This is a genomic window from Synechococcus sp. O70.2 (assembly GCF_047462135.1).
In the GTDB taxonomy this organism is placed as follows: Bacteria; Cyanobacteriota; Cyanobacteriia; order Thermostichales; family Thermostichaceae; genus Thermostichus.
On the sequence record NZ_JANSIS010000005.1, the window covers coordinates 1 to 13,879 of the forward strand.

General features: G+C 60.7%; 13 protein-coding genes, 1 tRNA gene and 2 pseudogenes. 10 read left to right on the forward strand and 6 right to left on the reverse strand.

All coding sequences use genetic code 11. The features are described 5' to 3' along the window. The 7 genes and pseudogenes from NW812_RS06605 to NW812_RS06635 form a co-directional block, all read left to right on the forward strand. Positions 1–117 (forward strand): annotated as a pseudogene (locus NW812_RS06605) (photosystem II q(b) protein); the annotation flags it as partial. Positions 118–222: 105 nt separating this feature from the next. Beyond that, entirely contained in the window at positions 223–1,950 is a 1,728-nt protein-coding gene (gene mutL / locus NW812_RS06610; protein ID WP_414395163.1) for a DNA mismatch repair endonuclease MutL, read from the forward strand. A gap of 32 nt (positions 1,951–1,982) precedes the next feature. Beyond that, the gene (locus NW812_RS06615; protein ID WP_414395164.1) at positions 1,983–2,837 is read left to right on the forward strand and encodes a vitamin K epoxide reductase family protein; all 855 of its coding nucleotides are present in this window, start codon (positions 1,983–1,985) and stop codon (positions 2,835–2,837) included. Positions 2,838–3,079: 242 nt separating this feature from the next. Continuing rightward, positions 3,080–5,719 (forward strand): TIGR03960 family B12-binding radical SAM protein, encoded by a 2,640-nt coding sequence (locus NW812_RS06620; RefSeq protein ID WP_414395165.1) that lies wholly within the window; start codon positions 3,080–3,082, stop codon positions 5,717–5,719. Positions 5,720–6,259: 540 nt separating this feature from the next. Then, on the forward strand, positions 6,260–8,218 hold the full coding sequence (locus NW812_RS06625; RefSeq protein ID WP_414395167.1) for an Rne/Rng family ribonuclease: 1,959 nt from the start codon (positions 6,260–6,262) through the stop codon (positions 8,216–8,218). A gap of 43 nt (positions 8,219–8,261) precedes the next feature. Beyond that, a complete protein-coding gene (locus NW812_RS06630; RefSeq protein ID WP_414395168.1) occupies positions 8,262–8,942 on the forward strand; it encodes a ribonuclease HII in 681 nt (226 codons plus the stop codon). Beyond that, a tRNA-Arg gene (locus NW812_RS06635) sits at positions 8,920–8,993 on the forward strand. Before NW812_RS06630 ends, NW812_RS06635 begins: the two co-directional genes overlap by 23 nt. 15 nt (positions 8,994–9,008) lie before the next feature. On the opposite strand, the gene NW812_RS06640 is transcribed toward NW812_RS06635, so the two are convergent. The 6 genes and pseudogenes from NW812_RS06640 to gvpA all read right to left on the reverse strand — a co-directional run bounded on the left by NW812_RS06640 (position 9,009) and on the right by gvpA (position 12,209). Next, positions 9,009–9,434 (reverse strand): LptA/OstA family protein, encoded by a 426-nt coding sequence (locus NW812_RS06640; RefSeq protein ID WP_414395169.1) that lies wholly within the window; start codon positions 9,432–9,434, stop codon positions 9,009–9,011. A 73-nt stretch (positions 9,435–9,507) separates the two neighbouring features. Then, a complete protein-coding gene (locus NW812_RS06645) occupies positions 9,508–9,840 on the reverse strand; it encodes a gas vesicle protein (RefSeq protein ID WP_414395170.1) in 333 nt (110 codons plus the stop codon). Positions 9,841–9,873: 33 nt separating this feature from the next. Beyond that, complete coding sequence (locus NW812_RS06650) at positions 9,874–10,476, reverse strand: AAA family ATPase (protein WP_414395172.1); 603 nt, start codon at positions 10,474–10,476, stop codon at positions 9,874–9,876. Positions 10,477–10,582: 106 nt separating this feature from the next. Then, positions 10,583–10,759: pseudogene (locus NW812_RS06655) on the reverse strand (AAA family ATPase); the annotation flags it as partial. A 62-nt stretch (positions 10,760–10,821) separates the two neighbouring features. After that, the gene (gvpC, locus tag NW812_RS06660; protein ID WP_414395173.1) at positions 10,822–11,829 is read right to left on the reverse strand and encodes a gas vesicle protein GvpC; all 1,008 of its coding nucleotides are present in this window, start codon (positions 11,827–11,829) and stop codon (positions 10,822–10,824) included. Positions 11,830–11,981: 152 nt separating this feature from the next. Next, positions 11,982–12,209, reverse strand: coding sequence for a gas vesicle structural protein GvpA (gvpA, locus tag NW812_RS06665; RefSeq protein ID WP_414395174.1), 228 nt, complete (start codon positions 12,207–12,209; stop codon positions 11,982–11,984). 360 nt (positions 12,210–12,569) lie between these two features. On the opposite strand from gvpA, the gene NW812_RS06670 reads away from it, so the two are divergent. The 3 genes from NW812_RS06670 to NW812_RS06680 all read left to right on the forward strand — a co-directional run bounded on the left by NW812_RS06670 (position 12,570) and on the right by NW812_RS06680 (position 13,865). Continuing rightward, positions 12,570–12,788 (forward strand): Hfq-related RNA-binding protein, encoded by a 219-nt coding sequence (locus tag NW812_RS06670; RefSeq protein ID WP_414395176.1) that lies wholly within the window; start codon positions 12,570–12,572, stop codon positions 12,786–12,788. 139 nt (positions 12,789–12,927) lie between these two features. Continuing rightward, positions 12,928–13,611, forward strand: coding sequence for a V4R domain-containing protein (locus NW812_RS06675; RefSeq protein WP_414395177.1), 684 nt, complete (start codon positions 12,928–12,930; stop codon positions 13,609–13,611). Further along, positions 13,608–13,865: a hypothetical protein gene (locus tag NW812_RS06680; RefSeq protein WP_414395179.1), complete on the forward strand. Its 258-nt coding sequence runs from the start codon at positions 13,608–13,610 to the stop codon at positions 13,863–13,865. Before NW812_RS06675 ends, NW812_RS06680 begins: the two co-directional genes overlap by 4 nt. Positions 13,866–13,879: the final 14 nt, after the last annotated feature.

Consider the following 13,879-nt stretch of genomic DNA (forward strand, 5'->3'; position numbering starts at 1 on the left):
TGGGCGGACGTGCTCAACCGTGCCAACCTGGGGATGGAAGTGATGCACGAGCGGAATGCGCACAACTTCCCGCTGGATTTGGCGGCGGTGGAGGTAGCGCCGGCTGTGCGGGGCTAGTGCTTCCCCAGGTTTCCTGACTCTACTTCCCCTGGCCCCAGCGCCAGGGGTTTTTCTTTCAGGACATACTGGGCGTATTGAGCAAAGAGGACTCCCAGGGGAGCAGTGCTGGATATTCCCATAGTCAAGATTCGGCCTCTAAGTCCGGAACGAGTTGCCCAAATGGCGGCGGGAGAGGTGATCGACTCCCTGGAGGCAGCCCTGCGGGAATTAATAGAAAACGCCCTCGATGCCCAGGCCAGCCGCGTTCAGGTAGATCTTTGGCCAAGCCGCTGGCAGGTGCGGGTAGCCGATAACGGCCAAGGGATCCCAGGCTCGGAGTTGGAGCAGGTAGCCCGTCGCCATACCACGAGCAAGTGGGATGGGTGCAGCTTGGGGTTTCGCGGAGAAGCTCTGCACAGCCTAGCCCGCTTGGGATCCCTGACCATCCAGACCCGTCATGCCACCGATGAGCATGGCTGGCTGGCCACCTACGACCAGCAGGGGGAGTTGATCCACAAGCAGCCAGCAGCCACCGCTTTAGGGACAGTCGTGACAGTGGCGGATTTGTTTGCTAGCTGGCCCCTGCGCCGCTGTCCCCCGCCCCAGACGCGCTCACTCCTAACCTTGGTCCAGAACGCTGCACTAGCCCATCCAGGGGTTAGCTGGCAAGTCTGCCAGGAGGGGCAGCTGCTACTTAGTCTTTGGCCGGGCCAATCTCTGCAGGATCTGCTCCTGCAAATGTTGCCGCAGGTGGAGCCTTCCGATCTGCGCTACCGGCGCATTCAAGAGGGGGATAGCGACTGGGAGTTGGTGGTGGGCTTGCCGGATCGCCTGCATCGCCCTCGCCCCGATTGGATCCGGGTAGCCGTCAATGGCCGCTTTGTGCAGATGTTGGAGTGGCAACGGTTAATCCAGTCAGTCTTTCAACACGCCTTGCCCCGCCACCGCCATCCTCTGGTAGTGGTGCACCTGCGCCTGCCACCGGAACAAGTGGACTGGAACCGCCATCCAGCTAAGAGCGAGCTCTATCTACAGGAGCCGCAGAAGCGACAGGAGCAATTGCGCCAGTACCTGCAGGATCTTCTGCACGCAGGCTCTGCCCAGTCCAGCCGCCGCTCTCTTCATCTCCTCCGCGCCAGCGAGTCCAAGTCGCTCTACCGGGTTTCAGTTCCCTCCGCCGCCGGCTGCTCCTTGCCCCCCCTGAAGGCGCTAGCCCAACTGCACCGAACCTACATTCTAGCGGAGCACCCCCAGGGGCTGTGGCTAGTGGAGCAACACCTGGCCCACGAGCGAGTGCGCTATGAGGAGATCCAACGGCACTGGCAGCTAGTGGAGCTCGAGACACCAGTCATGTTGCAGGGATTGTCTTCCCAGGCCGTGGAGCAGCTGGAACAGTTGGGGCTAGAGCCGGAACCCTTTGGCCCCGCTACGTATTTGGTGCGCCGCCTGCCGCTAGCTCTCTGCTCTGAAGATCCCGAAGAGGTGCAGGGATCCCTTCTGGAACTCAGCCGCTGCGCGGATCTAGAAGCAGCTCAGGTGGCCCTGGCCTGTCGTGGTGCCTTGCGCAATGGGGTCCCACTTACCCTGGAGCAGATGCAGCAGTTGCTGGATGCCTGGCAGCGCACGGCTAACCCCCACACCTGTCCCCATGGCCGTCCAGTTTATCTAGTTTTGGCCGAAGCCGACTTGGCCCGCTACTTTCGCCGCCGCTGGGGGATCTGCGACCGCCCCCTCTCTGACCCCAAGCTGGGATCCCTGCGGCTGGGAGACAGTTTGGCCGCTCAAGTACGTCGTTCAGCCGGCTTGCCGGTGTTAGATCCCACGGACGAGGTCAACTCTGCCCCTCTATAATTTCAGAGGTGTCAAGCTGCTGGGACGATCCTATGGCTTCCCATCTCAGAACCCCAGAAGAAACCTGGCTGCAGCGCCATGCGCGCCCAATCTTGGTCTTCTTGTCCAGCTTGGGAGTTCTGTTAACAGCCTACCTTACCTACACCAAGCTGACGGAGCAGCCTGCTGCCTTCTGCGGGGGGGATGGGGGGTGTAACCTGGTGCTCTCCAGTCGGTGGGCAGAGTTTTTGGGGATCCCAACCGCAGCTATTGGCCTGCTGGGGTTTCTAGCCGTCTTGGCCCTGGCAGGGCTGCCGGAAGAGATCCCAGGAGTGAAGCGGTGGCGATGGCCAGCCCTGTTTGGCTTGGTTTCCGCCATGACTGTCTTTGAGATGTATATGCTTTACCTGATGGTGGCGGTGCTACGGCAATTCTGCCTGTACTGCACGGCAGCGATGGGGCTGGTAGCGGGGCTGTGGCTCGTCACGGTGTTTGGCCACCGCTGGCTGGACTGGGCCAAGCTGGCTTTCAGTTACATTCTCGTGGGCCTATTTACGTTGGTAGTTACCCTTGGGGTGTACGCCAAGCAGGCTCCTCCGCCCAGCCCCCTAGCGGCAGGCTTAGCAGCCCACCTGCGCAAGATTGGCGCCACCATGTACGGGGCCTATTGGTGCCCCCACTGCCAAGAGCAGAAGGCCTTGTTTGGGTCGGCCTTTGCCCAGATACCCTACGTGGAGTGCTCGCCCAACGGGCCCGGCACGCCTCAGGTTGAGGAATGTACGAAGGCAGGGATCACCAGCTATCCCACTTGGATTATCAATGGCCGCAGTTACGTGGGACTCCGCTCGCTGGAAGCTTTGGCAGTAGCTTCTGGGTACTCCTTCGAGGCGGAGGAAGAGCAGGATTGACCGCTCTGAAGACTGATACAACACTAGACAAAAGCGGACTTTTCCACAACCCCTAGCTAGGAGCGGGGTTTATCTCCACTGCCCCACTGGAGGGATCTTTACGGGATCACTTCCCGTCGAGCTGTCCTTTTCTTGAGGGTTGCGCCCGTTGCCTACACAGAAACCACGCCGGGTTTGGGCTGCTGGAAAAGTTCGGCTAGAGTCAGAATTAGTAGCTGCGTTTACTTCTTGCCAGGATCCCCATGCTTGCTGCGGCTGCCACGGAAGCACACCTAGAACCCGTTGATTTGGATCGCTTGCTCACGCCTGAAATCCAGCGGCCAGCTCGCTACTTGGGCAAAGAATTCGGGGCTGTCCATCGCCCTTGGGACTCGGCACGGGTGCGTTGGGTGCTAAGTTACCCGGAGCTGTACGAGGTGGGGGCTTCCAACCTGGGCCACATCATCCTCTACAACATCCTCAACGCCCAGCCAGACCAGTTGTGCGACCGCACCTACTTGCCAGGCCCGGATCTGGCGGCTCGGATGCGGCAGCTGGGGATCCCGCTGTTTGCCGTAGAATCGCGTCGCCCCCTGCGCGCTTTCCACATCGTCGGCTTTAGCCTGGCCTATGAGCTGGGGGGCACCAACATCTTAGAGATGCTGGATCTGGCCGGGATCCCGCTCAAGTGGTGGGAACGGCAAGCCTTTACCCCACAAGAGTGTCCCCTCATCTTTGCCGGTGGGCCGACTGCCACCTCCAACCCAGAGCCCTTTGCCGACTTTTTTGATTTCTTCGTCTTCGGGGATGGGGAAGAGGTGCTGCCGGAAATTGGTCAGGTGCTGGCCGGATCCCTGCACAAGCCCCGCCGGGAGGTGCTCTTGGAGCTGGCCCAGGTGCCAGGAGTGTATGTGCCGCAGTTTTACGAGGGGATCCCCCCGCGGCCCATCGTGCCTGGGGTGCCGGAGCGCATTCGCCGCCGCGTAGCGCTGCCCCAACTGCAGTACTCCGTTGGTCTAGTGCCGCTGGTGGCCACCGTCCACGACCGCCTGGTGGTGGAAGTGCGACGTGGCTGTACCCGCGGCTGTCGCTTTTGCCAACCCGGCATGCTCACCCGCCCTGCCCGCGATGTCGATCCGGAAGCGGTAGTGGAGGCGGTGGTGCAGGGCTTGCGCAAGACCGGCTACAACGAGTTTTCTCTTTCTTCTCTCAGCTGCTCTGACTACCTTTCCCTGCCAGCGGTGGGAGCAGAGCTACATAACCGTCTCCTTGGCCAGCACATTGCCCTTTCCCTGCCCAGCCAGCGGGTGGATCGCTTTGATGAGAACATTTCCGCCATCATGAAGGGATCCCGCCGCTCGGGGCTGACCTTTGCTCCGGAGGCCGGCACGCAACGGCTGCGGGACATCATCAACAAGGGCCTTAGCGATGCTGACCTCATTCGCGGCATTCGCACTGCAGTCCAGGAGGGCTGGGACAAAATTAAGCTCTACTTCATGATTGGCCTGCCCGGCGAGACTGACGACGATGTGATTGGGATTGCCCGCACGGTCGAGATGCTGCAGCGAGAATGTGCGGCCCTGGGCCGCAAGCGGGTGGAGTTTACCCTCACCCTCTCCAACTTTGTCCCCAAGCCCCACACGCCCTTCCAGTGGCACCGGGTGGACTACGCTGACGTGCGGCGCAAGCAGGATCTGCTGCAAAGGGAACTGCGGCGGCTGCGGGGAGTCAAGGCCCACTTTACCGATATTCGCTTTAGCATCCTGGAGGACTTGATTGGCAAAGGGGATCGCTCCCTGGGCCGCATGATCGAGCAGGCCTGGCGAGCTGGCGCCGGCTTGGATGCCTGGTGGGAAAACATCGACGCCGCCTATGCCGCCTGGGTGAAGGCCTACAGTGGCGAGGCGGTAGATCCCAGCGCCGATCCAGTGGCCCTCTGCGCCTATCTCCCGATGCGCGAATTTGGCCTGGAGGATCCCTTGCCCTGGGATCACATCGATACCGGCATCGACAAGAAATGGCTGCAGAAAGACTACCGCCGCGCCCTAGAAGCGATCACGGTAGAAGACTGCTCCTTCGAGAAGTGCTCCGCCTGCGGCGTCTGCGGTCCCGGCTTTGGTCACAACATTGTCATCCCGCCCCCGCCCGTTCCGCCCTTGCAAAGCCGCCCCACCCCCACCCCCGATCCTCTCGAGCCAGAGCCGCCTGCCCAGCGTTTCCGCATCACCTACAGCAAAACCGGGGATCTGCGTTGGCTAGGCCACCTGGATCTCATGCGCCTATGGGAGCGGGCCTGTCGGCGCGCCGGCTTGCCCCTAGCCTTCAGCGGCGGCTACCACCCCATGCCTCGACTAGCCAACGCCAACGCCCTGCCCATCGGCCAGGAAGGCTACGGCGAAGTCCTCGATCTGGAGTTGCTAAAGCGCCCCGAGGGGCCCGTTACCCCTGACGAACTGCGCGCCCTGCTGGTCGAACAACTGCCGCCAGAAATCTCCATCCGGGCCATCCAAGAGATTGGCCTGCGAGATCCCTCGGCTACCGAAGCCGTCTATGCCGCTGAGTATCAGCTCACTGTAAGTTGCGAGTCGCCCACTGCCGACTGGCCAGCCTGGGTCACCCAGATCCTGGATGCGCGCGAGATCTGGATTGAAAAAGTCTCCAAGTCGGGCAAAGCTTCTCTCTTCAATGCCCGTCCCCTGCTATACTACCTGGAGTTTCAGGGCTTGGCCCCCGACGGCAGCGCCTACCTCTTCTACCGCGGCAGTTGTCGCAACAACGGCGCCTACCTGCGGCCCAACCAACTGCTGCAAATGGCCGAGGCCCTGGGCTTGCCTCGCTGGACACTGCAGGCGGCCAAACGGCTGCGCTTGTTGTGGGAGGACGGCACCTTGAATTCCGACTGAGGACGGGTGGCAGGATCCCCTGGACAAATCCCCAGTCAGGCTGCGGTATCAGGGTTAGCTGGGCTGAGGGATCCCGCAAGCGCTATAATTTTGCTACCCCTGGCTTCTGCCGCTGCCACCCTTGCTAGCCCTCAACCTGACCCAAGGCAAGATGAGCAGCCAGCAAAAGTCGGGCCAAATTTGAGCTCACTATCCAGAGCAGGCAGCAGCCGCAACAGGGCCCAGGCGCCAGGTGCTACAAAGAGGTGTGCCTCTTCCAGTTAGACCTAGCTTTTCATTTCTCCCGAGGACAGGCTTCTTTCCTGCAGGCAAGTTACGGGCAAGAGGTGGCTAGGCTGCCACAGGCTCCTCTGCTGGGCTACTTTTTTCCTGCTGCCTGTCTATAAAGTTCGTCGTTGGCCATTGGAGCAGAGCTTAGGGTAATGGACAGCTGCACGATAAGTCAATTTTGTTGTCAAATCGAGCCAATCCTAGAACACCACTTCTCCGAGACGAGGGCAAATCCAAAACCGCAGGCCGTGGGGGCGGGGAGGAAAATGCATGCCTAGGCAGATCGTTATTGCTGAGCAACACCGCATTGCCGCTGTCTTTGCCGAAGACCAAGTCCAAGAGCTGATCATCGCCAGTGGCACCCACCAGGTGGGGGATATCTACGTGGGTGTCATCGAGAACGTCCTGCCCAGCATCGATGCCGCCTTTGTCAATATCGGCTCTGGAGAACGCAACGGGTTTATTCACGTCAGTGACCTAGGCCCGCTGCGCCTCAAACGCAACCAGGCTCCCATTTCCGAACTGGTCCTGCCGCAACAGAAAGTGCTGGTGCAGGTCATGAAAGAGCCCACTGGCAACAAAGGGCCGCGTCTTACGGGAGACCTGGCTCTTCCAGGACGCTACCTGGTGCTGCGACCTTACGGCAAAGGGGTGTATTTGTCTCGCCGCATCGAGGATCGAGAAGAACGCAATCGCCTGAAATCGCTAGCCATCTTGATTAAGCCTCCCCAGATGGGCCTGTTGGTGCGCACTGAGGCCGAGGGAGTAGCCGAAGAGGCGATGATCGATGACCTGGAGCAATTGAAAAAGCTCTGGGAAGAGATTCAACAGCAGTACCAGGCGGCACGGGGGCCGGGTCTACTGAGGCGAGACGAGGATTTTATCCAGCGGGTGCTGCGGGACGTCTACTCAGACGATGTCAACCGCATCGTTACTGACTCGGTGGCCGGTGCGAAGCGGGTGCGCAGCTATCTGCAAGGCTGGAACAAAGGAAAAATGCCGCCCGGCGTTGTGGTCGAGGTTCACCGTGAGCCCACCCCCATCTTGGAGTATTTCCGGGTCAATGCGGTTATTCGCCAGGCGCTGCGGCCGCGGGTGGATCTACCCTCCGGGGGCTATATCGTCATCGAGCCCACGGAGGCCCTGACCGTGATCGATGTCAACTCTGGCTCTTTCACCCAGTCGGCCACTTCCCGCGAGACGGTGCTGTGGACCAACTGCGAGGCTGCCACCGAGATTGCCCGCCAACTGAGGCTGCGCAACATTGCCGGCGTGATCGTGGTGGATTTCATCGACATGGACTCCCGCCGGGATCAGCTGCTGGTTTTGGAACACTTCAACAAAGCCCTTGCCCATGACAAGGCCCGCCCCCAGGTGGTTCAGCTCTCGGAATTGGGGCTAGTGGAACTCACCCGCAAGCGGCAGGGGCAGAGCCTCTATGAGATCTTTGGCTACCCCTGCCCCACCTGTGAGGGGCTAGGGATCCTGGCCCGACTGCCGGGATCCGAGCCGGGGCGGCTGTTAACTGTCGAAAGTGGACGACCGGTAACGCTGCCTGGCGAGGCTGAGGAGGGCGAAGAGGAGGGCGCTCCAATTCTGCCCCGGAATGGTGATTCCCAGCGGGCGCGCCTGCAGGTGGGAAGCAATGGGGCGTTGCCAAGTCTAGACCGCTCTCGGCTTGCTCAAGGAGAGCGACTGGAGCCAGAGGAAGCCAGGGCTGAGCCGGTGCGCAAACGGCCTCGCGAAGAGGGAGCAGTAGAAGAGGAAAGCCCGCAGCCACCGCCAGTGGCAGGGGCAGAGCAGAAGCGCAAGGAAGTCCATCGCCCTGGCCGGGGGGAGGACGCTGGGCGCGCCAGTGGGACAGAGTCTCCAGAGAGCCAGCCAGCTCGACAAACCATCACTGTGGAGATGACTCCTCTCCAGCAGCGGGTCTATTCGGAGCTGGGGCTGTCACCCCTGTTGCTTCTGGATCAGCCGCCGCCGGCGGGCCGAGACACGGTGGTTAGGGTCATTTTGCCAGGCACGGCCAAGGTGGACAGCCCGGTGGAGGCAAAAACCGACACAACTTCTACCAACGGCGCGCCTTTGGCGGAAGTTGCCCAGCCTGAACGGTTGCCTACAGAATCAATAGCAAAGCCACCGGCAACAGAGGCGCCGCCAGAAGTGGTCATTGATCCCTCTCACCAGTCTCCAGCAGCCTCCAGACGACGGCGCTCTCGCAGCAGCTAGCCAAGCCGGTTAGCGCTCTTGCTTGAGATAGCGCTGTGGCCGTATGGACAAAGCAACGAAGCCCAGCTTGAGCTGGGAGGAATCCCTGTGGCAAGAGGGGATCCTGCGGGTAGCAGGCGTGGATGAAGTGGGGCGGGGAGCCCTAGCGGGGCCGGTGGTGGCAGCGGCGGTCATCCTGCCACCCTACCTCGATCCCGAGGTGCTGGCAGGGGTAAAGGATGGCAAGCAACTGCGCCCACGGCAGCGTGCCCAGTGGGCAGAGCGGATTTGTCAAGTAGCCCTGGCCGTAGGCATTGGCAGTGCTTCTGCTGCCGAAATTGACCAACTCAACATTCGCCAGGCGACGTTGCTAGCCATGCAGCGAGCTCTGGCCCAGGTGGGGGAAGTGGGGCACATCCTGCTAGATGGGCTGCCGCTGGCGGAGCTGGGATCCCAGCAGACGGCGCTGGTCAAAGGGGATCAGCTCAGCCTCTCCATCGCTGCTGCCTCCATCGTGGCCAAGGTCTGGCGGGATGCCCTGATGCAGAGCTGGGACTCCCAGTACCCCGGCTACGGCTGGCGCACCAACGTCGGCTATGGGACACGGGAGCACTGGCTAGCGCTGCAGCGCTTGGGGCCAAGCCCCCAGCATCGCCATAGCTTTGCCCCCGTTCGGGACTTGCAAGCAGGCCAGTGGGAGGGTAGGATAAGGTCTGAAGGCTGCCCACGTAGCTCAGCGGACTAGAGCACTGGGTTCCGGTCCCAGGGGTCGGAGGTTCGAATCCTTTCGTGGGCGTTAGTTGAGATTGGGTCAAGGGCTGGCAGTGGGCGCCGGCAGCACGTAGGTAGACTCCACCTGCTGTCCGGGCGAGGCGACGGCTTGAATGATCCCTTTTCCAATGTGATAGATGACTTTCTCGGCCTGGAGTTGATTTTCTCCTTGGCGGACGGTGACCCGGCCTTCCAGCTCAATCCGCTGCTCTTGGCTGTAGTAGACTGCCTTTTGAGCGCGGGCCGTGAGGCGCTCAGCAGGGAAGCGGAGGGTAACATTGCCAGTGGCTACGAACACCCCTGTATTGGCGTTGGCCTCCTGAACATCGGCGCTAATGCTGATGGCGCGTGGATTTTGCCCCCACGCTGGGCCGGGGATCGCAAGGGCCAACCCTATGCTCACCGCCCAACCCACCTTCCTCTGGCGGCCCAAGCTCCTTTGGTCAAGGTCGATCCCCCTCGCCATTCCCTCCCCTGGTTAAACCACTCCAGCAGCCAGTCTAGCCCGGGATCCCTGATCCCGCTGCTGGGGCAGCCTGTTAGCCCTTGCCATCCCCTCCCCTGGGCAGGACTTGAGCCAGTTGCTTTTCCAACTCGCTAACCCGCTGCAGCAACTGGCGGTTGGTCTCCAGCAGCTCCCGCGCCTGGCTGCTGAGATAGGGATCCGATTCCCACCAGTTGATCCCAATCTCCTTGGCCTTGTCCACCGAAGAGATCAGCAGCCGAATGCGCACCCTGAGCAGCTCCACATTGCCCACGGAAACGGTGATATCTCCAGCGATGACAATGCCCTTGTCCAGAACCCGCTCCAGGACATCGGCCAGAGAAGAGCCATGCGTTGCCGTGGCCAGGGGTTGAGAGGCAATGGGCACTGGGAATTCTCCTCCAAAGCGTGCAAACCAATATCAGTTGGGCAGTTGATCCAGCAAGTAGTTGAGCACCTGGGCTCCTTCCTCGTAGCGCTTGCCGGCCCTGGGCAACAGCACGTCGGCACACAGAGCACGAAAATCGGCATCGTTCTTACTCACCGCCAGCTCGTGCTCCCTGACGATGCGTCCAATCATCGGACAACTGCGCAGGCTGGGTTGGCGAGTCAGATCCAACCTGCGGCGGAAGGTACAGACAAGGTGGACAATCTTAAGCGCGTCGGAAGCCGATAGGCCAATGCGGGAAATGAGGATCTCCTTTTCCGTCTCGATGTCGGGCTCCCCAATATCGATGGTAATCATCCGATCCAGCAGCGCATCCTGAGCCCTGTGAACCCCCGTGTATTCCTCGGGGTTGGAGGTGAAGATGGCCCGAAACTGGGGATGCACCCGCAGATATTCGGAGCGGTGGCTGCCCGGCGGCAAAACCAGCAGCCTTTCTTCCAAGGCACTTAGGAGGGCGTTGTTGGCCTCGGGGCGGGAGCGGTTGAACTCGTCGTAGATGAGGGTAAACCCCTCCCGGCAGGCCAAGGTGAGGCGGGCATCTACCCAGCGCTGCTGCACATCTTCCTCTACCTTCACCACTGATATGGATGAAGTTATCCACCACCCGCCGATGGGTAAAGCCAGTGCGCCCCCCGATGAGGTCGGAAGAATCAAAGCGATCGTCGCCGTAGATCAGCATGATGGGGCGACCTAGAAGGCTGGCCAAATGCATTGCCAGGGTGGTCTTGCCTGTGCCCGAAGGCCCCCGCAGATGCACGGCAAAACCGGATTGCAGATAGCGCAAGGCGCGGCGGGTAATCCGCTCAATGTAGGGAGTGCTTACAAACTGGCGGGGACGCGCTTGCAAAACCGTAGCCATATCAATACCCAACGCTTAACTTGCCTGGACTATAGCCGTAAGCCGTAACCGTCTTCTTGCGCTTACGGAGACGGGGGCGGAACTGAGATCACAGCCGTCGCTGACACCATACGCCGCAAGGTGGCCAAGATTTCCGAGGGATCCACCCCCAGATCCACGGCACCGCGGGCCAGCAGATCCCGCACCCGCTCCCGATCGCCAATCACCTGCAGCAAGGTTAGGTTGGGATCCTGCGCCTGCAGGGCTGCCACATAGTTGTTGACGTAGTTCAGGATTGGATCCGGCTGCTCCTCGCCAGCAAGTGGGGGTGCAACTCGATCTTGAGAGGGCTCAGGGGGTGGCGGCGCTACAGGAGTATCCCCTGGGGGTTCGCTCTTGCTTGTAGCCTCTGGCTGAGGAGCTTCGCCTGGAGCTATTTCTGGGGGTTTGTCCCAACACTCAAACTGCTTCTCAACAGCCCCAGAATCTTCAGGTAGGCGGACAGGGATCCCATCCCCCCACACCTGCTCGCGCAACGCCCTGCGGAAAGCCGCCAAAGCCTGCCGAAGCGCTTGGGCTTCTGCCCGCTGTTCTTGGGCAATCCGAGCCAGCTCCTGCCGTACCCGTTGCCGCAAGTCGGCATAGAAAGCCTGCCGCACTTGTCGGGTTTGATTGGCCATGGCCTGCCGCGCCTGGGCATAGGTGGCTAGCAAGCTCTTCACCATCGCTGTCAAGTCGGCTTGAAAAGTCTCTAGCTCCTGCCGCTGCGCCTGCGATTGGGCGGCCCGTTCTTGGGCCAGGCGAGAGAGAAGCACCGCCACTCCTTGGGCCCGCTGCGCTGCAGCCTCTAGACGGGCATGTTTGTCCAAAGCCCACTGCGCCGCTCGGTTCTGCTCCAGGCTGCGCAGTTGGCTGCGGGTTTGCTCCCTCTGCTGCCGTACTGCCTCTTGGCGTTCCTGGCGACGTTGTCTCAGCTCGGCCATCAGAGCGCGGTGCTGCTCCAGGCGCTGCTGCCGGGATCCGCTCAACAAACTTAGGTTTTGAGCCACCCGTCGGCTGCGGGCTTCGGCCCACTGCTCCTGCAAACTCATGGCGTTCTCTCCTTGGCAGTTTTTTACTTCCCCTCAAACCGCAAGCCAATCGCTTGAAGGGGGAGGAGGCAGAGATTCTTTTGAACCCCTGCCTCACTTGCCGACTGCATTTTAGTTAAAGGCTGAGGCTTTGTTGAAAGCTGGGAAGTCGATTAGGAGGTTTGGACAGCGGGAGCGGCAGCAGTAGCCGTTAGGCCCACAGCCTCGGCGTACTTCAGGTAGGTCTCCACCGAAGCCACGACGACGCGCGCTTCAATGGCCAACAGCTCGATCCTCACCAGCGAAACCCGCACCCAGGCATCGACCACAATGCCCTTGTCCAAGATGCGATCGATCACCTCGGCCAAGCTCGAAGAAGAGTTCACTTTCTCAACTGCCATAGCTTCTCTCCTGCAAGGATGATGGTTGAAAAGGACAACAATTCGGTGGCAAAGCGGTAGATAGAAGGGATCCCCAACGGGATTGGCCCTCTCTAGGGCGACAGGTGCACGTTCTGCCACCCCAGCGCTATTCCGCTAGCTTTTTCCGGGGAGAACAGAAGAACACGGCAGGTCGACAAGGCTTGCCGTCTTCTCTAAGCGCACCCCCCTACCTAGTAGCCGCTGGCAGAAAAAGTGGGTCAAAGGGCGAGAGCGCTTTTTAGCGTTGGCTAAGCCAAGGTGCGGGCCGGCAGGGATCCCCTATACTGAGAGCAGTGCGCTTGCCGATACGCCGTCCGTTCACTGGCCAAGAGGACTGCCGTGACCGACTTTGACACTGGGATCCCGAGTGTGCGTCGCCTACAGAAGGTGATTCGGGATCGAGAAATCCTGGAGGTTAAGCTCAATACGGGAGATGTCTTCATCGGCCAGCTACGCTGGCAGGATCCCGACTGTCTCTGCTTAGCGGACGCGGAGGGGCAAGAATCGCTGCTGTGGCGCTCCGCCATCGCCTTTGTCAAAGTCCGACCTCACCCCTAAACCCAAATTCCCCTAGCCTCTTTGTTGTCGCTGGCTTCCCAGCGGCAGGAGCTCTTGGCGCATCCATCGAAAAGCTTCTAGCAGAAAGGTTATGATTCAGCAAGAAGGGTGAAACAATTAACCTTCCTCGCCTCCAGCCATGACAACCGGCACCCTAGAGCTCGCCCTGCAGCCCGCTGCCCAGCGACACAACCACTACAGCCGTGAGGACTTCTACCGCTTCGACCCCTCGCGGGGATCTCTAGTGGACTGGACGGGCGCGCGCAACGTCTTGGTCAGCGAAGACTTTATCCTCGGCTTGCAGCAGGGGCTGGAAGAAGAGGTGGGGGATGCCTCTGCTTCTTTGATGTATACCATTGGCCGCGAGTGGGGGCGCAACGATGCTCTCCACTTCTCCCGCTGGTTCGAGGAGGAGTATCGGCGCAAGCCCAAGCAGACCCACCTCATGTTTCTCCTGGAAACCTGGTGGTGGCCTCTGACCTCGCAAGGCTGGGGGCGCTGGGAAGTCGAGCTCGAAAGCCGGCGGCAGGGGTTTATTTTCATCAACCTGTTCGACTCGGCTGTGGCCCGCACCTTGGGGGATGTGGGCAAACCCGTTTGCCACCTCTACGCCGGCCTATTTGCCGGTTTTTTCAGCACGATGGTAGAGCGGCAGCTCAACTGCATCGAGATCCAGTGCTACTCCATGGGGGAAAGCTACTGCAAGTTTTTGCTCGGCAGCAAAGAGCGCATTGACGCGGCTGCCTTTTGGCTCAACGAGGGGGCCACGGCTAGTGAAATTGCCCAAAGGTTGCGCTCTGGTCAAGGGGTGGCCAAGGCATGACGCCAGAGAGCTTTCTAGAGGAGTCGGTGCAGAGCTTTTTTGCCCGCTTGAACTGGGATAACCGCCCACGGCAAAGCCGCTTGCTGCCAATGCCCTTCTTACGGGTGCGGGAGTACCTTAACTCCATCCCCTGGCCCGGGGATCCCCTGGCCTTGGCGGCCCGTTCTTGGCAATCCCTGGGGTCGGTACCGGAAGCTGGGCCAGAGGAAGAGCAGATCACCTTGGACGACCTATTGGCCTGTTTTGAACGCTAGCTTTCTAGGAGAAG